The 21,508-nt window shown below is 47.1% G+C and carries 10 protein-coding genes; 9 read left to right on the top strand and 1 reads right to left on the bottom strand.

The genetic code is table 11. The annotated features are described in order from the left end of the window. Positions 1-123 precede the first annotated feature (123 nt). Positions 124-1,164: a sensor histidine kinase gene (locus tag LQ567_RS14345; RefSeq protein ID WP_231005211.1), complete on the top strand. Its 1,041-nt coding sequence runs from the start codon at positions 124-126 to the stop codon at positions 1,162-1,164. 423 nt (positions 1,165-1,587) lie between these two features. After that, positions 1,588-3,342 (top strand): hypothetical protein, encoded by a 1,755-nt coding sequence (locus LQ567_RS14340; protein ID WP_231005210.1) that lies wholly within the window; start codon positions 1,588-1,590, stop codon positions 3,340-3,342. Between the two features lie 59 nt (positions 3,343-3,401). Here the strand turns inward: LQ567_RS14340 and LQ567_RS14335 are convergent, their stop codons facing one another. Further along, positions 3,402-4,631 (bottom strand): TCR/Tet family MFS transporter, encoded by a 1,230-nt coding sequence (locus tag LQ567_RS14335; RefSeq protein ID WP_231005209.1) that lies wholly within the window; start codon positions 4,629-4,631, stop codon positions 3,402-3,404. A 176-nt stretch (positions 4,632-4,807) separates the two neighbouring features. Between LQ567_RS14335 and LQ567_RS14330 the strand changes: the two genes are divergently transcribed. The 7 genes from LQ567_RS14330 to LQ567_RS14300 all read left to right on the top strand — a co-directional run bounded on the left by LQ567_RS14330 (position 4,808) and on the right by LQ567_RS14300 (position 21,490). After that, complete coding sequence (locus tag LQ567_RS14330) at positions 4,808-6,034, top strand: ROK family protein (RefSeq protein ID WP_231005208.1); 1,227 nt, start codon at positions 4,808-4,810, stop codon at positions 6,032-6,034. Between the two features lie 27 nt (positions 6,035-6,061). Beyond that, on the top strand, positions 6,062-9,217 hold the full coding sequence (locus tag LQ567_RS14325; protein WP_231005207.1) for a SusC/RagA family TonB-linked outer membrane protein: 3,156 nt from the start codon (positions 6,062-6,064) through the stop codon (positions 9,215-9,217). Between the two features lie 18 nt (positions 9,218-9,235). Then, the gene (locus LQ567_RS14320; protein ID WP_231005206.1) at positions 9,236-11,179 is read left to right on the top strand and encodes a SusD/RagB family nutrient-binding outer membrane lipoprotein; all 1,944 of its coding nucleotides are present in this window, start codon (positions 9,236-9,238) and stop codon (positions 11,177-11,179) included. 257 nt (positions 11,180-11,436) lie between these two features. Further along, positions 11,437-12,651, top strand: a complete 1,215-nt coding sequence (locus tag LQ567_RS14315; RefSeq protein ID WP_231005205.1) for an ROK family protein — start codon at positions 11,437-11,439, stop codon at positions 12,649-12,651. A gap of 44 nt (positions 12,652-12,695) precedes the next feature. After that, positions 12,696-16,178, top strand: a complete 3,483-nt coding sequence (locus LQ567_RS14310) for a SusC/RagA family TonB-linked outer membrane protein (protein ID WP_231005204.1) — start codon at positions 12,696-12,698, stop codon at positions 16,176-16,178. A 41-nt stretch (positions 16,179-16,219) separates the two neighbouring features. Further along, entirely contained in the window at positions 16,220-17,881 is a 1,662-nt protein-coding gene (locus LQ567_RS14305) for a SusD/RagB family nutrient-binding outer membrane lipoprotein (protein WP_231005203.1), read from the top strand. Between the two features lie 303 nt (positions 17,882-18,184). Next, a complete protein-coding gene (locus LQ567_RS14300) occupies positions 18,185-21,490 on the top strand; it encodes a SusC/RagA family TonB-linked outer membrane protein (protein ID WP_231005202.1) in 3,306 nt (1,101 codons plus the stop codon). The last annotated feature ends 18 nt before the right edge of the window (positions 21,491-21,508 follow it).

The following is a 21,508-nucleotide window of genomic DNA, read 5'->3' as shown; positions in this document are numbered from 1 at the left end:
CGCGGAGTTATCCTGTGAGTGGCCGAACGGCAGCAGGTTTTCGTCGGCCAACCGGGCGGTTGGTAGATTTGAGCCGTACCGATGGTTATTTATTGTAAACTTGCATCCATTAATCGCCTATTTATGACGCAACCGTCGCAATCGCCGAATGCTACGCGGAAAGAGCTTTTGTTGTTTATCTCGTGTTTTGTAATCATGAGCATCCTGTACGGTATGCCACGGCTGATCGAATACCGGGCATCGCTCCATTATATTAAAGAGCTGGCCATCGACTGTGTATTTATGGCCATTGCCTGTTTCCCGGTGTGGTGGATCCATTTCAGAAAGCTGACGCACTGGCCGTTGAAAAAGCGGTTCCTGCTGCATTTTGCTACCTGTTACATTTATTATGGAATATGGGTGCTGCTGTACCAGTGGTATAACCCGCTGGATGGCCTGCCGCGGATGACTACCCGGCAGATCATCCAGAACCTGGGGCCCAACCTGCTCTTTTATATCCAGGTATTCGGTATCCTGCATATTTATCATTTTTTCCGGGAGCGGGAAACGCAGCTGACGAGAGAAAAAGAGTTGCGGGAGCTGGCATACCAGGGAGAGATCAATGCGCTGAAGGCGCAGATACAGCCGCATTTTTTATTCAATACGCTTAACAGTATCAGTGCCTCCTTACCTCCCGAGCAGGAGCAGGCGCGGATGCTGATTGCCCGGCTGGCGGATACATTCCGGTATGCACTGCTGTCTACCCGGGAGGAGCTGGTGCCGCTTTCGGATGAGCTCAATTTTATGCGCACCTACCTTGCTTTAGAACAGGCACGGTTTGGAAAACGACTCCGGTTTTCTGTTGATGCAGACGGCAGCATTGCCAGGGTACGGATACCTCCCATGTTGTTGCAGCCATTGGTGGAAAATGCGGTGAAACATGGGATCGAGCCTGCGATTAACGGGGGAGCGGTTTCGGTTACCTGCCGGCAGAAAGGCGCAAAAGTACATATCGCAATCAGTAATACCGGACGTCCTTTTTCCGGAACAGTTGACCAGCTTTTTCATTCAAAGGGTGTAGGGTTGGTGAACATGGCCCGCCGGCTGGAGCGGCATTACAACGAAAAACTGGCGGTTTCCGATAACGGATCGGGGCTTTGCTTTGAGTTTTGTATTCCGGCCTGAATACGGGACCTATAACCGTTCTCCTATTACATTACACCCATAAAAATATACCACTTCACTACCGGAAAAAGTCCGGAATACGATTCCTCAGGCGGTTAAAAACAATGCAATAACCGGTTGCTCCGGCACCAATCCCTCTGTGTGCAACCGGGGCCCACGATAAATGCCTGGTCCGGATTCGTGCGTACCGGCGGGGATGACCCCTTGTTTTGATACCTGTATTTCATTTAGCCGATTGCTGTTGATCGGCTTCAGCGATAGTTGATCGGCAGGGGGTGCGCTTTGTCGATTGTGTGAAGGACGCCTGTTGGCACGATCTAATTTTGGCAACCGTCAGAAAAATACCACAGGCTGCTATACACATGCCTTCCGGGCTTTTCGAAAGAACAGGGAAACAGGATCAACACTCAAACTAAAACACATATGAATCACTTACAAAAAAGAACAGTGCAATTCGCCGCATGTTTATGCCTCATTGCCGGTGCTGCTTTCGGGGTACAGGCACAGGCGCCCGCCATCCAGTGGCAAAAAGCCATGGGCGGTTCAGCCTACGACGTAGCCTATGATGTAGCACCTGCAAGGGACGGCGGGTATATTATGGTGGGTTACACCACTTCCGATGACGGAGATGTAAGCGGTGGTAAGGGAAGCTATGATTACTGGATCGTAAAGGTAAACAGCAGCGGCACTATCCAATGGCAGAAGACCTACGGCGGTTCTATTGATGAGTATGCTACTTCCGTACAGCAAACAGCGGATGGCGGGTATGTTGTTACGGGTCATACCCGCTCGTACGACGGGGATGTTACCGGATACCGGAACAGTTATGATTACTGGGTGATAAAATTAAACGGCAACGGGGATCTTCAATGGCAGAGAGCGCTGGGGGGTAATTCCTCTGATGTGTCCTATGCCATACAGCAGGCCGCTGACGGAGGCTATATCGTGGCCGGGTTTAGCTATTCAACAGACGGGGATGTTACCGGTAACCACGGCAATAGTGATTACTGGGTGGTAAAGTTGAGTGGTACGGGTGCCATTCAATGGCAGCGCACATTGGGAGGCAGTGCGGAGGACCGGGCCTTTTCAATACAGCAAACTACGGATGGCGGTTATATTGTAGCGGGTTCAAGCCGTTCCAATGACGGAGATGTGACAGGTAACCATGGTGATATGGATTTTTGGGTGGTGAAGCTGAGCGGCAGCGGAGCGCTCCAGTGGCAAAAGTCGCTGGGAGGAGCGGGCGGTGAAACGGCAAATGCCGTCCGGCAAACTGCTGACGGCGGCTATATCGTGGCCGGGTATACAGAATCCACCGGCGGGGATGTTGCCGGTAACCACGGCAACAGCGATTACTGGGTGGTAAAACTGAGTAACAGCGGAGGCATCCAATGGCAAAAGACTTACGGCGGGCGCGGGGCTGATGTTGCCCGTTCCATACAGCAAACTACGGATAACGGCTATATTGTAGCGGGGTATACCAATTCCGATAACGGAGATATTACCAATCCCAAAGGGAACCTGGATTACTGGATGGTAAAGATCAATATTGGTGGTTCACTTCAATGGCAAAAGTCGATGGGTGGCCATTTAACCGATGATCCCATCGCTGTTGAACCCACAGCAGACGGAGGATATATTGTGGCCGGTATGACCGAATCCCCGGGCGGAGATGTAACCGGTAGCCATGGCTGGTGGGAAGCCTGGCTGGTAAAGCTGGCGCCCGACCCCGTACTTCCGGTGGTCTTTACCGGAGTGCGGGCTTCCGTTTCAGAAGGACAGCTCCGGGTTGACTGGGAAACGGCAAGTGAGCAAAACTGTTCGCACTACAAGGTAGAAGTATCGGCGGACGGCAACACGTTTAAACATGCAGGAGCCGTGGCCAGTAAGGCCATACAGGGCAGCTCGAGCCAACCGCTTTCCTACACATTTACAACAGCCACGGGTGCTGCCGCATTGGGTATGCTGGCTTTATGCCCGCTGCTGATGGGCGTTTGGGCAGGAAGACGGCGGGCCCTGGTAGCCCTGGCATTGGCGGGCGTTTGTTTCGTTGTGGCCTGTAACAAACGTAAGGCGGCTACTGTTGAAACCGGACACCCGTTATTTGTGCGCATCATACAGGTTGATAAAGACGGGCAGCAATATACATCTAAGACCGTACGGGCTGCCCTGCAATAGGCTTAAGGGCAACCCGTACGATTCCTGATTTGGTGATAGACAAAGAAACCGGCCTGGTCTTATATAACCGTGGCTGGTTTCTTTTTAACATGAAGTACATAATAGGCAATTACAGCGCTGATCAGCATCAATGCTGCGCCCAGCACAAAAGGAGCTCCCGGAAAATAAACCGGGGCCTGATCATGGCTGAAATAAAAGAAAGTGCGGGTCATCATCGGCGGGCCAATGATCGAAGTGAGGCTCATTACCGCATTAAGACCGCCCTGCAAGGCCCCCTGTTCATTGGCCGGTACTTCGTTGGTGATGAGGGCCTGCAAAGCCGGACCGGCAATACCCCCCATACAATAAGGAACCAGGAAGGCATACATCATCCAACTGCTGGTGGCAAAAGCAAAAAGGATCATACCAAAGGCATAAAAGAACAATCCTATATAAGCGCTTTTTTCATTACCCAGCCGGGGATTGGTATACCGGATCAGTCCGCCCTGTACCACGCCCACCAAAACCCCCACAATGGCCAGCGAGATCCCTACCTCTTTTTCGGACCATTTAAATTGATCCATGGTAAAATAACTCCAGTTGCTTTGAACCGCATGACCTCCAAGAAATACAAATAAAAAGCAAAGCACCAGCCCCAGGATGCCGGGATAGTTAAAGAACAGGCGCAGGGACCCGACAGGGTTTGCCTTGAGCCAGCTAAAGGGTCTCCGGTGCTCGGGCTTCAGCGATTCAGGTAACACAAAATAACCGTAAAGGAAATTGAGCAAGCACAGCCCGGCTGCCGCAAAGAACGGTGCCCTTAGCCCCCATACCGATAATAGTCCGCCCAGTGCCGGGCCGATCACAAAGCCCAGTCCAAAGGCAGCCCCGATCAGTCCGAAATTTTTTGCCCGGTTCTCATTGGTGCTGATGTCTGCAATATAGGCCGTGGCCGTTGTAAAGCTCGCCCCGGTGATACCAGATAAAATACGTCCTACCACCAGCAGCGAATAGGTATGTGCAAAAGCCAGGATCAGGTAATCTACACAAAAACCCAGTAACGACAGCAGGAGTACCGGTCTCCTTCCATAGCGGTCGCTCAGGTTGCCCATAAACGGGGAAAATAAAAGTTGCATGATGGCATAAAGTGCCAGCAGGTCGCCGCCGTATACGCTGGCCTCGTTGATGCTGATGTGTTTTAACTCCACGATCAGTTTGGGCATTACGGGTATGATCAGCCCGAAGCCGATCACATCGATGGTCATGGTAATAAAGATAAAACCGATAGCAGCATTGCGGGACTGTTTCATTCGATTGGTTTTTCCGGTGGTAATCTGTTTTTAACCGGTTGTAAAAAAAGGGCAGCAAAGATGAATAAATTTTCCGGATCTTGCGAAGCAATATTCCCCTCTTGAAATAAGATTTTTTTAATAAACTTTTTAATTTTTTTAATAAGTTTATTAAATTTGTATTAATAAATGTAGCTATGAAAAAACGGTTGCAATATAAGTTGCTGATTTTAAGGGAGTTTTACTATGCCGGTACGTTGTCCTGTGCCGAATTGTCCACCCGCATTGGCAAAAGTATTCCTTTTACGGGACAATTACTGGCCAACCTGGTAGAGGAAGGTACCGTGGTGGAAAACGGGCTTGCACCTTCGGCCGGCGGGCGAAGGCCGGCGATGTACTCCGTAAAACCCGATGCCATGTATGTGATTGCTGTGGCCATGGATCAGCTGGTGACGCGGGTATTGGTAATGGATTTTGAAAACAAACCGGTGATGCCGCTGCAGCAGGAAGAGCTGAAACTGGCGGATAACCCGGAAGCGCTGGTGCATTTAAAAGCGCTGATTGAGCGGGCCATCAAGAAGGCCAAGATCCCGAAAAAGAAAATCCTCGGCGTGGGGATCGGGATGCCCGGTTTTATTGATCCGCAAAAAGGCGTGAATTATTCCTTTGTTTCTATTGATGATAACAGTATTTCGGGCTACCTGCATAAGGAACTGGATGTGCCCGTTTATATTGACAATGACTCCAGTATTATCGCATTGGCAGAGCAGCATTTTGGTGCGGCCATGGGCGTGGGCAATGCAATGGTGGTCAATATCGGCTGGGGTATCGGGCTGGGACTGATCCTGAACCACCAGTTGTACCGGGGTGGAAACGGCTTTGCCGGGGAATTCAGCCATATTCCTTTTTTTGATAACAATAAAGTATGCTCCTGCGGGAAAAAGGGCTGCCTGGAAACAGAAACTTCCTTAAAAGTGATCCTCGAAAAAGCGGAGCAGGGATTAAAAAGAAAAAGTACTTCCGCGTTCCTGAAAAAAGATTTTCGTACCGGCTCAATAGAAAAGGATTGGCAGGCCATCGTAAAGGCGGCACAGATGGGTGACGAGTATGTAGTTAAATTGCTTACGGCTGCCGGTTATGATATCGGGCGGGGTGTGGCCGTACTAATCCATCTGTTTAACCCGGAGCTTATTGTGCTAAGCGGCCGTGGCGCCCAGGCTGGCCGTATCTGGCAGGCACCGGTATTGCAGGCGGTAAATGAACATTGTATTCCGCGCCTGGTGGGCAATACGGTGGTAAAAATGTCGACCCTGGGGCATAAAGCCGAGCTGATCGGCGCGGCGGCGCTGGTGCTGGAAAATCTGTCAAAAACAAAAAGGATACAATCTCTAAAAACGATATCACCTCTGCCAAACACTGTATAATTAATTTAAATTTTAAACACAGAGAAAATGAAGAAGAAACATGCACTACTGGTGCTCCTGGCTCTTTTTTTGGGTGCAGGAAGTTTAATGGCCCAGGTAAAGCGTACCGTCACCGGCACCATTACGGATGCGGATGGTAAGCCGGTACCGGGCGCTACCATAACCGTTAAAGGTTCCGGTCAGGCCGTAGTTGCCGACGACAATGGAGCATACACGCTCACCGTGGAGGATCATCCTGATCTGGAAATCAGCGCTGTGGGTTTTACAACCCAAACCATAAAAGTAGGCGACAATAATACGATCGCCGTTCAGCTAAGCTCGGTGGAGCGTAGCCTGGAAGGGGTGGTGGTAACGGCGCTGGGTATTAAAAGAGAGCGGAAATCGCTTGGATACGGCGTACAGGAAGTAAAAGGAGAAACCCTGTCGGATGCCAAAGAGCCCAATGTGACCAATGCGCTTTCCGGAAGGGTAGCGGGGCTGCAGGTGACCCGTTCCAGTAACGGACCCGCCGGATCTTCGCGGATTATTTTGCGGGGAAACAATTCACTTACCGGCGATAACCAACCCCTGATCGTAGTAGATGGGGTGCCCATCAGCAATACTTCCGGAGCCGGTGTGGGAAAAGGTATTAACCAATCCGGCATCGTGCCCGGGGCTACCAACGATTACTGGAACCCCTCACTGGATATGGGGAACGGCCTTTCGGATATCAACCCCGATGACATTGCTTCCATCAGCGTATTAAAAGGCCCTTCAGCCGCTTCTTTATATGGCTCCCGTGCCGGTAATGGTGTTATATTAATTACCACCAAAACAGGGAAGGCGCAAAAAGGCCTGGGGATTACGGTTTCTTCTACCATCGGTTTGGAGAGCATCTTTACCAATCCCGACAGGCAGACCGCCTTTGGCCAGGGTTCTACAGGCGTTTATGATAAAACACAGGCGAACAGCTGGGGCCCCAAGATCGAAGGACAGAATGTGGAAAACTGGAATGGTGCTACGGTGCCGCTGAAATATTATGACAATATTCATAATTATTTCGGAACCGGCTTTAATTCCAATCAAAGCATTACTTTTTCACAGCAGTTCAAGGGAACCTCTGTTTATACGTCGTTAAACCGGCTCGATGATAAAAGCATGATACCGGGTGCCAAGCTGGGCCGTACGAATATCACCACAAGAGCCCTGTCGAAATTCGGGAAAGATGACCGCTGGACGCTGGATGCAAAACTGCAGTACATCAACTCCAAAGCAACCAACCGCCCACAGGCGGGGAACAATTCCGGAAATATTTACCGGTTGATGTACATATTGCCGGTGTCGCTGAACATTGAAGACTTTAAGCAAAGCAAAGACGCAAACGGAAAGATGATCTGGTATGCACCTAACAGCACCACGGTAAACCCGTACTGGGCACAGGATAACTATCTGAACAGTGATACGCGTAACCGGTATATCATGACCGGGTCATTGAAATATGAATTTACCGACTGGTTAAATGCCGAAATAAAAGCAGGTTCAGATATGTACAATGTAGTTGCAGAGGGTAAAACCTATTCCGGAAGTCCACTTACCACTACCGGCCAGTACAGCATTGGGAAATACTCTTTTTCAGAAACCAACTACAGCACCCTGATTACTGCACGTAAAGATAATGTGATCGGTAAACTGGGTGGCCTGGCAACATTAGGCGGTAACCTGATGTCACAAAATGTAAATTCGATCAAAACAGGTTCCGGCGACCTGGTGGTACCGGATCTCTTCTCGGTAAACAACGGAAAGAACCCGGCAACGGTTGATGAACTGTACAGCAATAAAAAGATCAACTCAGTTTACGGATCGTTGCAACTGAACTGGGATGGTTACCTGTTCCTGGAAACAACCCTGCGCAATGACTGGTCTTCCGTACTGAGCAAAGACCATCGTTCTTACCTGTACAGCTCTACCAACCTGTCTTTCGTAATTACGGATATGATCCGTCAAAACGGAGGCTCATTGCCCAGCTGGCTGAGCTATGGTAAGGTGCGGGCTTCTGCCGCGCAGGCCGGTAACGATATGGCGCCCTACCAATTGTACAATACCTATACCATTGGTAAGGATGCAAACGGAAATACAACTGCCGGAAGAAACGAAACCTTGTTTGATCCGAATGTTCGGAACGAGCTGTTAAAAACCTACGAACTGGGTGCAGAACTGCGCATGTTTAACAGCCGGCTGGGAATTGATTTCTCCTGGTACAAAACGAATGCCACCAACCAGCTGATTGCCATCCCGCTGGATCCGCTCAGCGGATACAAATACAAGATGATCAATGCCGGGGATATTCAGAACAAGGGTATTGAACTGATTGTGGATGGTAAGATCCTGGATAACCCGAACGGGCTGAACTGGACCTCACAGGTAAATTTCTCAAACAATAAGAACGTGGTGAATGCAATTGCTCCGGGTATTGATCTCTATTCTTTAGGTGGGTATGATGCCGTAACCGTTTATGCGGAATCCGGACAAAAGTACGGACAGATCTACGGATCGGCTTTCCAGAGAGTAACCGATCCCAACAGCCCTTACAATGGTCAGCTGCTGCTGAGCGCTACCGGATTACCCCAGGGCACAGATGCGCGCCGGCTGGCCAGCCAGCAACCGGATTTCCTGTTGGGAAATACCAACACCTTCTCCTATAAAGGCGTAGGCCTGTCGTTCTTACTGGACGGACGTTTCGGCGGAAAAATCTTTTCAGCAACGCTGGCAAGCATGCAGCGTGCAGGAACGGCTGCGGCTACCGTTGTAAACGGCGCCCGGGACAATATGGTGGTTCCCGGTGTGATCAGCGATGGTAACGGAGGATATGTAAACAATACGAAGGAAGTAACCCCACAACAATACTGGCAGGCCATTCAAAGTGGTAATATCGGTATCACTGAGGCCAATCTTTATGATGCATCCAATATCCGCTTAAGGAACGTGCAGCTGAGCTATCAGCTTCCGCAGAAGATGCTGGGCAATTCGTTTATTCAAAGAGCGCGGGTAGGTGTATCCTGTAACAACGTATGGCTGATCAGCAGCCATATGCAGGGAATGGATCCTGAATCCGTATTTGCCGTTGGCTCTAATGCCGTTGGGTTCGAGAACGGTGCGCCTCCCACATCCCGGTACTACATGTTTAATGTAACCTTGAGTTTCTAACTTTTAATTCTTATGATCATGAAATATATAATAAAGAAGATGTCGGTATCAGTATGTGCGGTATTGCTGCTCGCATCCTGTAAGAAATTTTCAGATATAAATGTAAACCCGATTGCTGCGGATTCGTCGCAGGTGCAGGTAGAATACTTTATCAATAATTCCATCGTTGGTGCGCAAATGGATCCGGATGTGGCCGAGCGCTCCTTTGTATTGTACTGGAAACCGGCCGGCCGGCAGGCCAGCGACTGGGATGGCGGTGCGATCAATGTAGGCAGTTATAACGACGGATGGTCTACCAACTATTACAACCAGTTATCCGGTTGGTTAAACAATGCCAATACGGCCATCCAGATCGGTGAGTCGAAGATCGCCGCAGGTACCGCCAAATCGTACACTCCCAATCTGATCCAGGTAGCGCGCATCTGGCGTGCATATCTGATGAGTGAGTTTTCGGATAACTTCGGACCGATGCCGGTGGATGCGTTTAAAGGAACCAATCCCCAGTTCAATGATGTAAAAACGGTATATTACTATATGCTCGCTGAACTGAAAGATGCGGCATCCAAACTGGATTTGTCCGTCAACTCCTCCGATATTGCCAAGCAGGATCCGGCTTATGGTTATAACTATACGCAATGGAAAAAATATGCTACTTCTATGCGGCTCCGGCTGGCTATGCGGTTATCCGAGGTGGATGCTGGAAAGGCAAAAACAGAATTCGAAGATGCCTGTGCGGATGTAAATAATCTCATTACCTCGCTGGATGATAATTTCCAGGTACAGGAAAAAGACGGATGGTCGCCCCTGACAGGTGTGATGACGCGTTCCTGGGACACCCAGCCGCTGTCTGTCACACTCCGGAATATGTACCTCGGACTGGGTGGCGTTAAGTCGGCCGACCAGCTGGGTGCTGCTTTTCAATCTGCAATTAAACCGGCCAACTGGCTCGGACAGCGCTACCTGGATCATTTCCCCGTAAAGAACAATGACCCGGTTACCGGTTACTGGCTGGATGGCCTTCCTTACTCGATCGATCCCCGGGCCTATAAAGCCTTCTCCATTCCCGGCGATGTAAACAATCCGAATTACCCCAAACAGAATGGTGATTTTGATGTGATCAGCACCCGGAATCTGAAAACTTCCAAAGGAGATAAACTGAAATCCGTTGATGCCAAGTATACCTGGAATGCCCGGATCGACGGTGATTTTGGACCCAAAGATCCTATGAATGAATTGTTCAATTATGGCGGTACCATGCCCCGGATCAATATGCAATTCAGAAACAGTACACAAAAGCGGATCTTCTTTGCTGCCTGGGAAACCTATTTCCTTTTAGCAGAGGCCAGTGTGCGCGGCTGGACAACCCCGGTGAATGGAAAAACGGCTTACGAAAAAGGCATCACTTTAAGTTTCAATTATTGGGATAACGGAGTTGTAGCTCCGGGCACCGCGGCCATATCTCCTTTTGTTACGGCCTATTTGGCATCTGCCGATTACAATAACTGCGGTACCTCCGTAAGCTGGGATCATACCACAGAGCCCCCGGCGTCCCGTTCGATGCAATTCGAAGACGGGTATACCGGTACTCCTGGCAGCGCTTCCATTGTATATCCTGCAAATACATTGTATAAATCAGGCACGGTAAAGAACGACCGTTTAACCAAGATCATTACGCAAAAATTCATTGCTCAATGTCCCTGGCTGCCGCTGGAAACCTGGAACGATCACCGGAGGCTGGGATTGCCGTTCTTTGAGAACCCGACCATCGAGCTTCCGATTTCCACATTGCCGGCATTAACAGACGGCACGTACATGACTTCCAATGTGAAGTTCTTCCCGCAGCGGTTGAAATATCCTTCGGTATTATCCAACTCCAGTCCTGAGGGATACCAGCAGGCAAAAGATGCCCTGGGCAGTGATGATGCTGTGCTTACTCCTCTTTGGTGGGCCAAACAACAATAGGCGATCCCGGATGGGATGATTGATAAGAAGCCGCCCCTGGTATGTAAAGTGCCGGGGGCGGCTTTTTTATAGAACAGCGGCGTTACGCCAAGACCGGGATGCAGCAGGAGTACGGGAATATAAGCAGTAAGCGAACCAGGCGCATTGGGAGTGCCTGTTGTTTCCGATAAAAATATTTTTTATTGAATGTGAAAAAAATTTAACTTACTTATTAATTATTTTAAAAACTTAGTTAAATTTGAATTAACGATTCTGTCATGCAAAAACGATTGCAATATAAACATGCCATCTTCCGGGAGTTTTATTATGCGGGATCCTTATCCTGTGCAGAGCTAAGTGCCCGTATCGGCAAGAGTATACCTTTAACCACCCAAATGATCGGTAACCTGATCGAAGAAGGGGTAGTGGAGGAAAACGGGTTGGCACCGTCAAACGGCGGCCGGCGGCCTGCCATGTACTCCGTAAAACCGGATGCCATGTACGTGGTGGCTGTGGCAATGGATCAAATGATTACCCGCATCGCCATTGTAGATTTTCATAATAAACCGGTGGGCGTGGTGGCGCAGCATGAGTTGCAGCTGGCGCATAATTCCAATGCGCTGCAGCAGTTAAAAACCATTATTGAACAGGCGATCAAAAAATCGAAGGTTCCGCGGAAAAAGGTATTGGGGGTCGGTATCGGGATGCCCGGGTTCATTGACGCGCAACAGGGGATTAATTATTCCTTTTTCTCCAATGAGGGCAGCAATATTGCCGCCTACCTGAGCAATGCCCTGGAAGTGCCGGTGTACATCGATAACGATTCCAGCATTGTAGCGCTGGCGGAACATCGGTTTGGTGCTGCAGCCGGAGCCCGGAATGCGATGGTGGTAAACCTGGGCTGGGGTGTGGGATTGGGCTTAATCCTCAACAACCAGTTGTACCGGGGCGAAAATGGATTTGCCGGAGAATTTAGTCATATCCCCTTTTTTAACAACAACAAAGTATGCTCCTGCGGGAAAAGAGGCTGTCTGGAAACGGAAACCTCTTTAAAAGTGATCATTGATAAAGCCGAGCAGGGATTGAAACGGAAGGGCAATACAACGTTTCTGAAAAAAAATTTCCGGACGGGCGCTATTGAAAAGGATTGGCAGGCCATTGTAAAAGCAGCACAATCGGGGGATGAGTACGTGATCCGGTTGCTTACGGCTGCGGGCTATGATATCGGGCGGGGAGTGGCTGTACTGATCCATCTGTTTAACCCGGAACTCGTACTGTTAAGCGGCCGTGGCGCCCAGGCTGGCCGCATCTGGCAGGCCCCGGTATTGCAGGCCGTAAATGAGCATTGCATTCTGCGTCTTGCCGAAAATACAGGCATTAAGGTTTCACAGATGGGAAGCCGGGCGGAGCTTATCGGTGCGGCGGCGCTGGTGCTGGAGAACCTGGTACGCATAAAAAACAGGGAAGTGAAAAAAATGCAGATTGAACGATAGAACCGGAACACACCAAACTATATTAACGATTAAAAATGAGAAAAATGAAGAAGAAACGCTTATTACTCGTATTCTTTGCCACCCTCTTATGTTGCGGCAGCCTGTTGGCCCAGGTACGGCGAACAATTACAGGCACTGTTACAGATGCGGATGGAAAGCCGGTTCCGGGAGCCACCGTAACCGTTAAGGGAACCGCCCGGGCGGTGGTTGCCAACGAAAATGGAATGTATTCAATTGAGGTTCAGGGAAATCCCGAACTGGTGGTATCTTCTGTTGGGTTCGTATCAAAAACGTTAAGGGTGGGTGCAGACAATGATTTGCCCATTACACTCATCTCACAGGCGAATGATATGGCAGATGTTGTCATTACAACAGCCCTGGGAATAAAGCGGGAAGCGCGCTCCTTGGGTTACTCGGCCCAAACAGTAAAAGGGAGTGACCTCACCATTGCCCAGGCGCCTACTATTGCCCAGGGCTTAATGGGTAAGGTAGCAGGCTTGCAGATCTCCCAATCGGGTGGAGGCGCGGACGGGGCGTCTTCCAGGATTGTAATCCGCGGGAATACCATGCTCACCGGTGATAACCGTGCCATGATCATTGTGGATGGGGTTCCCATTAATAATGATCCGGTTAACGTAAACTCCAACAACGGGGGAAACGGAAAATCGGTCTTGGGCGGTGCCAACGCCGATGTATCTGGTAACAACGACTGGGGAACAGGTATGAATATGATCAACCAGGAGGATATTGAAGATATTACCGTATTAAAAGGGCCGGAAGCTGCGGCACTTTACGGAACAAGGGGGGCTAATGGAGTGATCCTGATTACCCGAAAAAAAGGGGGTAATAAACCTGGTCTGGGTGTAGATTACAGTTTCTCTTACAGAACAACGGATCCTTATGAGCTGCTGGATTATCAAAACGAATACGGGCAGGGTGGTGTAGCTAGCATGACCACCGCCGATCAGAGCAAGTGGTTTCCGCTCAATAGTAATGGACAACGGATGCAGGTAGGAAATGGTACAAACGCTGCCGGCGATTATTTAAAAAATTCATTCGGAGCACTGCCCTATACCAATGCTTTCGATTTTTATACCTATTTCAGTTATCCCGGCAGTTATTCCTGGGGTGCTAAAATGGATGGACAGCCTATTATGAATTACGATGGAGTACTAAGACCCTATTCCGCACAACCCGATAACTGGAAAGCGTTCTTTCCCAAGGGATCCGTAGCACAGCACAATGTGGCGGTATCGGGAGGAAACGATAAAGCAACGTTCCGGGTATCTTATACAAGGAACAATACCAAGCCCAATATGATCAATAGTAAGATGTATTCCAATACATTTAACTTAGGATCTACGTTTAAGGTAAGTGAGCGGGTGAGGGGAGAAGTAACCTCCAGCTATGTGAATTTTTACCGGCTGAATGCTCCGCAGATCGGGAATGCCTGGCAGGCTGCACCCACTTATTCTATGGCGCGTGACTTTGATCCGCAGTTAGCATTTTCACAGCAATTTGGTCCTAACGGAGAACGGATTGACGTTACTAACGGAGGTGGAAAATATCCCTCGTCAAATGTGCCTGCCTATCCCTATAATACAGGATACCTGAATAACCAGTACTGGAACCTGTTAAAGAATAATAATGATTTTACCAGGAACCAGTTCCTGGGAAGCCTGAAGCTGATGGCCGATCTTACAAGTTTCCTGAATATAACCGCCCAAGGTGGTGTGGACAACTCTAATGATGTGTCTACATTTATTAGTTACCCTACGGATGTATTGGGTAGGGCAGGCGGCGCGTATAAAGAAACTATGGCAAAAAATTTTACCAGGGATCTGACGGCATACATGCGGCTCCACAAAGAAGGATTCATACACCCGGATTTTAATGCCAGTCTTACAATGGGAGGACAAACTTTTTACAGAAGTGATTATTCTGTAGGCAATTCAACCAATGGCGACTTTGTAAAGCCCTTCATTTTTGCATTGAACAATGGAGGCGGAAACCCAGCCTCTGCGGTTCCGGACGAGGTTAAATATGCTAAAAAAATCAATTCGGTATATTCCCTTTTAAACTTCTCATACAAGAATTTATTGTTTTTGGAAGCCACCGGACGTAACGACTGGTCCAGCACGCTGCCCTTGCAGTACAACAGCTATTTCTATCCCACGGTAAATATGAGCTATGTGTTTACTGATGGATTCAAGCGCCTGAAAGCAAGCTTGCCCTGGCTGAGTTTTGGAAAACTGAAAGTTTCCTATGCAGAAACCGGCAGCGATACGGATCCTTATTCCATTTATAATTTATTAGAAAGCAATACCTACAACGGGGTACTGGCTTCCAGCCTGCCTTCCAATGTGAAATCTTTGGACATTAAGCCGGCTCGTAATAAGTCGTTCCAGGTGGGCTTAAACCTTGCCTTTCTGCAGAACAGGATCACGCTGGATGTTACTTCCTACTGGAGCAAGAGCTTTAACCAGATTCTCAATAATCCGTTGCCTGTATCCTCCGGTTATAGCGCCATTACGATCAATACCGGTTCATTGGGCAATAACGGTATAGAGGTGATATTAAATGCAACGCCTGTTAAAACAAATAATTTTTCCTGGAATATTGGCATCAACGCAGCTAATGGCAGAACCAAAGTACTGGCGTTACAGGAGGGTATCAATGAACTGCAACTGGGAAGTTATTTTGGAACCGCCGGTGTTTTTGAGAAAGTGAAGGTAGGCGAATATTACGGTACCATTTATGGCAAAGACTATAGATACCATAATGGGGAGAAGATTGTGAAACGTGCCACAGGCCCTAATGGAAGCCCTGCAACCTTTACGGTGAACGGCAAAACGTACTATGCAGGAACCTTGTGGGAGCTGACTTCAGATGTAGTACCCATTGGTAATTCGCAACCACTGGTAACAGGCGGTATTACCAATACCTTCAGGTATAAGAACTTTTCATTGTATGTACTAACGGATGCAAAAATAGGAGGTGATACTTATTTTGGTTCTTATGAAGCGGGAATGGGTAGCGGTACGCTTAAAGGAACATTGAAGGAGCGCAACGGAGGCGGACTTCCGCTTGTATATCCTGACGGTTCGACTGCAAATACCGGGGTTAATTTCGGAGGAGTATTTGCTACCTACGACGTCCAGGGTAATGTTGTCAGCACTACGCCTAATACAGACGTGGTACACTACCTCTGGTATTATGCCGGAACTTATTCCGCATGGAATCATATAGGTATTCCCCGTTCTGAGGGTGTATTTAAAAATTCATGGATGAAATTAAGAGAGCTTTCCCTGTCCTACCAGGTGCCTTCTCATATTATAAAATCGACAAAAGTATTACAGAACCTGAACCTTTCTGTGTACGGGCGTGACCTGTTTTACATTTTTACTACTATTCCCAAGGGGCTGAATCCTGAAGGCGTGAATGGTATCGGAAATATTCAGGGAATTGAATATTCTTCAATGCCCAAAACCCGCTCCTTTGGATTTACGATAAGAACTGCATTTTAAATTGACAGGAAAGAAGTTCATCATTTGAAAAAGTCTTTATTATGAAAAAAATTATACATACAAATAGCTTAAATATGCGGAGGGGTATTGCTGTGGGGATTTTAGGTTTACTGGTCTCTGCAAGTTCCTGCACGAAGGATTTTGAGAAGATTAATACGCCGTATAAAGATGTGGCTGTTAGTACGGCATCGCCCGTTGCATTGTTTAACCAGCTTTCAAGAAATGCCACCAATGAAGATTATACCCTTTATACAGGGGTATTTATGCCCATTACCAATCAGCAGGGAGTACAAAATGTGTCCATCCCGTACACGAATTATGTTTCCAGTTTCTGGAATAACTATTATCCGGACCTGGCGGATTACAAACTCCTGGTGAAACTGATCGACGAGAATGTGGCTCCGGCGTCCTATACGAATCTCCGGTCCATTGCAACCATATTGATTGCCTCCAAGACCTTGTCGATGTTAGACCGTTATGGAAGTATTCCGTATTCAAAAGCAGGTATTGCGGCACAGGGACCGGCTTCATACCGGCCGGAGTATGACGATGAATTATCAGTATATACCTCCGTATTGAATGACCTGGCAACAGCGGTAAGCGCCATTAAAACCGGGAGTGCAGCCAGTGACCAGGTAGCACTGGGCGCCAGTGAATCCTATTTAAATAATAATTATGATTCCTGGATCCGGTTTGGGAATGCATTGCGCCTGCGTTATGCCGTACGCCTTTTTGCAAAAAATGCTGCATTGGCAACGCCGATCATCGCCGATATCATCGGAGGGAATAAGCCGCTGCCAAATGCCACTTCCTACGCAGACATGGAAGCCATGCGGCAGAGCAATTATGGAACTTATCCGCAACTGTTAAGCACAAATCCCAGTTATGGAGATCGTTACTGGTATGCGTTCCGCGAAATATCGGTAACAAATATCCGGTTAAGCTCCAATGTTTGGAACCAAATGTCTGCATCCAATGCAACGGATGGCTCCGGCATCTTTGATCCCCGCGTTTATGTTTGGTTTATGCCCAATAATGCCGGACTTTGGGTACCGCAGCCGCAGGACAAGTCAATAGCAGAAGGATCCAGCAGCCTGTACCCCAATACCAGCAGTAATGCTCCCGCGCCTCCAAATACGTTAACAGATAACAAGTTTTCCGGGTTCAATTTTTATATGGTGAGAGACTTTCTTGCGTTTCCTTATGTGACCCTTTCCGAGGCGGATGTTCATTTTCTGAAGGCCGAGATTTATGCCCGTGGAATGGGAGTGGCTGCTGATTTTGCCAAGGCTAACCAGGAGTATCAGGCAGGTTTAACCGCTTCGGTGAATTTCTGGTATACGTATGTAGCAAAATCAAGCAGTGGCATCTGGCCGGCCAGCAAGCCGGTGTTGGGGGCAAACGCAATCGTCGACTTCCTGGCGCACCCAAGGGTAGCGCTGATTGCGGGAGATAATACAGGGAATCTGAATAAGATTATTACACAAGCATGGCTGGCTGCTCTTTGGGAAGCGCCCGAGGCCTGGGCCATAGTACGGCGCACCGGGCTTACACCCAAAGCCACCAATTACAATCCGCAGGTATTCAACAAACTACCTTACCCGGGAGATGAAGCGGTAAACAATAAGGATAATTGGATGAAGGTAACAAACGGGGCGGATCCCAATACGCAAGCAACTCAAAAAGTGTACTGGATGCCATAGGATAGATTGAAGTTTGCTGTTGCTGAAAGGATATACTGTTAGAGAGTATCATTTTTTAATCCGTACGCTAAAGCTGCCCGGGGTGAGAGTCCAGGGGCGGCTTTTTTCTTTTAGAGGTGCTAATTCGAGCACTTAAGATGCTTAGGGGAATTGCCAATAAAAAAATAATTGCCTACTTATTAATTTATTTAAAAAGTTTGTTAAATTTGCATTAACATTGCTTTAGGATTTTATTAGCAATTCGTTACCCGTTCGATTGATTGTGTAAACCAGACAGTTTTTAATAATTTAAAATGAGAAAAAATGCAGAAGAAACATCTGATGTTGTTATTTTTTGCCCTTTTATTAGGCGTTAGCGGCTTACTGGCCCAGGTAAGGCGTACTATAACCGGGGTGGTTACCGACAGTGAGGGAAAGCCAGTGCCTGGTGCCACGATATCGGTAAAGGGTGCCGGTAAAGGAACATCAACCGATTTAAATGGAAAGTACACGATTGAAGTAACTACATCCAACCCTGTTCTGGAAGTTTCTTCAATCGGGTTTTTAAACAAAGAAGTAAAAGTCACTCAGGAAGGACCTGTTGACATTTCGCTAACAAGTGCAGGCGATAAGTCGGAGGATGAAGTCGTAGTAACTGCATTAGGCATAAAAAGAGAAAAAAAGTCCGTAGGATATGCCATCACTTCGCTGAAAGGCGATGACCTGATGAAGGCGGGTAATACTGTTAACCCGTTAACGGCGCTTTACGGGCAAGCCGCCGGCGTGGGGATCTCTGTAGGCTCTGCCGGTCCTACCGGTAGTGTTAACATTAAAATACGTGGTGCTGCGGGTTTACAAACAGACACTAAAACAAGGCCGCTGATTGTTGTAGATGGAGTGCCCATCTATGATGAAAATTCCAATATGGAATCACGGGGATACGATCCATTGAACTCTTTCGATTATGGCTCGGGTATTAATGATATCAACGGTGAAGATATCGAGTCTATCGAAATATTAAAGGGTGCAAAGGCATCTGTATTATACGGTAGCAGGGCGGGAAATGGTGTAATTATGATCACCACAAAGAAGGGGTCAAGAACAAGAGGGTTTGGCGTAAACCTCTCTTTTCAGTCAATGATGGAGACACCGGTTAGTTTTATTAACTGGCAAAATGAATACGGATCGGGCACGACAATTTATGATACCGTGTATGGTAAAGACAGGAGCGGTGCCCGAGTGAGAATTATGAATAATACCCGCCAGCAATTTGGTCCTAAGTTCGATGGCTCGCCTATTATGTTTTATGACAGCACCATGAGAACTTACAGCGCATACCCAAATAACTGGAACGATCTTTTTAAAAACACATTTACTAATATTTATAATGCTGCAATTTCCGGAGCGAACGATAAGGGAAGCATGCGCCTTTCTTATACAAGGAAGGATTATAAAGGTCAAATGAATAACTTTTTTCAAAAAGACAATACTATAAGTTTTCATGGCCAGATGAACGTCTCCGAGTTTGCAAATTTTGAAGTGAATACAAACCTGTATAATATTTCAACGCAAAATCGCTATCCCAATATATCCCGGTTGGTTTCTTACGGCTTCAACAGAGATATTGACTATCAATCGCTGGCAAGCAGCTATAAAGATGGATTGGGGCAGCAGTATCAATATAGCGTAAATCCGTTGAGAGTACCAACCTCTGTTGGAGGCGATGGCGTAGGTTATTTCGGTATGCTTTGGGAACAAAATGAAAATCAGAATATTGACAATAAAACGCACCTTGTTGGCTCGATTAAGTTTACATTGAAATTCACGCCTTGGCTTTCTTTAACAAGCAGTGCCGGTATGGATTATACAGATTGGGATTTTATTACCAATAATGCGGTAACAAAAGTAATACCTACAGTAAGCGGGGGCAAGTATGCCTTTCAAAAGAAAAACTACAATGTTCTAAATTATAACTCTTTCCTGAACTTTAATAAAACCTTTGCTAATGGGTTGGATTTATTTGCATTTGCAGGACCAGAGTATAGCAAAACAACGTATAATGATGTTTCACAACAGACTGTTGGGGGATTATTATACCCTAATTGGTATGATATTTCTGCATCCATTTCAAAATCTGGCGATTTTAGTCAGACTGGGAGTACCGGCCGCAATTCGTCAGTCCTATACAGTGTGTTAGGATCTGCATCTTTAGGATACAAAAGTACATACTACTTAGAATTGTCTGCAAGAAACGACTGGTCGTCACTGCTGCCACCCAAGTATAACTCTTACTTTTACCCGGGTGCATCTGCAACATGGAACTTTAGCAACACAGTAAAGATTCCGGAACTTAATTATGGTAAATTCAGATTCTCATGGGCCAATGTGGGCCGGGGAGCTCCTTATCCCTACTTTGCTTATCAATCTTACGGACTTGGTGTAGCTGGTACCTCTCAGGTGCCAACTGTTTATGGACCAACCTCATTGTTTGCAGGCGATATTAAGCCGGAAAGAAATAATGAATACGAAGTGGGCTTTAATACCAGGTGGTTTAAAAAAACGCCGCTGGAAGTAGACTTTTCCTTCTATACAGGAAATGTATATGATCAGATCATGGCATTAAACCTGACAAATTCTACAGCGTTTTCAAATATTAAACTGAATGCAGGTAATGTAAAAAAATGGGGATATGAGTTGTTTTTGAAATACAGTCCTCTTTCAAACGAAAAAATGCGGTGGGATATAACTTTTAACGCAGCAAACCAACGGTCTAAAGTGGTAAAGCTATATCCAGGAATGACGCAATATGCTATTACAGGAAGCGGAGCATATTCTATTATGGCTATTGAAGGAAAGCCGATTGGTGATGTTCAGGCATTTGACTACTTAAAAGATCCCAATGGAAATAAAATTGTGGGCAGTACAGGTCTTTATGGTGCGGATAAAACAAAGCTCATAACCGTGGCAAATGTAAATCCTGATTTTATTGGAGGATTTGGTACTGATTTTTATTATAAAAGCTTCAATCTGCATCTAGGATTCGATTATAAATTTGGTGGAACGTATCTGTCATATTCTAATTATTATTTGCTTGGAAACGGCTCTGTTAAAGAATCGCTTAAATACAGGGATGAAGCAAACGGAGGCATGGCTTACTATATTGATGCAAGCGGAAAAAAAGTCGCATGGCAGCATAATCAGCCGGCTCCTGCGGGGGCAGCAAATGCACGGGTTTATCATGATGGTTTGATTCAACCGGGTGTAAAAGAAGTTACAGACGGCAGCGGTAATAAGAGTTATGTACAAAACGATATTATTATAAGCGCTACTGATTATTATGGGCAGTTTATACACGATAATAATGAATGGTTTCAGCCAGATATGTTAACAAAGAACGACTATATCAAATTCAGGGAGGCGTCGTTAATGTACACCTTGCCCAAAACGTTTGTTAATAAAATCGGGTTCCAGAAAATTGCTGTGTCTTTAATTGCAAGAAATCTGTTCTACCTGTATAAAACCATAAAACACGTGGATCCGGAATCAGCCCTCGGTAGCAATTCCTTTGTGGAGTATTCTCCTTTTCCTCAAATGCGTTCCGTTGGGTTAAAAGTGGACATGAGTTTTTAGTAAAAATAAATTCTAATA

Source organism: Niabella pedocola (assembly GCF_021044425.1).
Classification (GTDB): Bacteria; Bacteroidota; Bacteroidia; order Chitinophagales; family Chitinophagaceae; genus Niabella; species Niabella pedocola.
Note: the sequence above shows the minus strand (reverse complement) of the source record. Positions and strands in the feature narration are given on the sequence as shown.

Coding starts and splice junctions, on each gene's coding strand:
- LQ567_RS14345 (WP_231005211.1), top strand. CDS start 124: ATGACGCAACCGTCGCAATCGCCGAATGCTACGCGGAAAGAGCTTTTG.
- LQ567_RS14340 (WP_231005210.1), top strand. CDS start 1,588: ATGAATCACTTACAAAAAAGAACAGTGCAATTCGCCGCATGTTTATGC.
- LQ567_RS14335 (WP_231005209.1), bottom strand. CDS start 4,631: ATGAAACAGTCCCGCAATGCTGCTATCGGTTTTATCTTTATTACCATG.
- LQ567_RS14330 (WP_231005208.1), top strand. CDS start 4,808: ATGAAAAAACGGTTGCAATATAAGTTGCTGATTTTAAGGGAGTTTTAC.
- LQ567_RS14325 (WP_231005207.1), top strand. CDS start 6,062: ATGAAGAAGAAACATGCACTACTGGTGCTCCTGGCTCTTTTTTTGGGT.
- LQ567_RS14320 (WP_231005206.1), top strand. CDS start 9,236: ATGAAATATATAATAAAGAAGATGTCGGTATCAGTATGTGCGGTATTG.
- LQ567_RS14315 (WP_231005205.1), top strand. CDS start 11,437: ATGCAAAAACGATTGCAATATAAACATGCCATCTTCCGGGAGTTTTAT.
- LQ567_RS14310 (WP_231005204.1), top strand. CDS start 12,696: ATGAAGAAGAAACGCTTATTACTCGTATTCTTTGCCACCCTCTTATGT.
- LQ567_RS14305 (WP_231005203.1), top strand. CDS start 16,220: ATGAAAAAAATTATACATACAAATAGCTTAAATATGCGGAGGGGTATT.
- LQ567_RS14300 (WP_231005202.1), top strand. CDS start 18,185: ATGCAGAAGAAACATCTGATGTTGTTATTTTTTGCCCTTTTATTAGGC.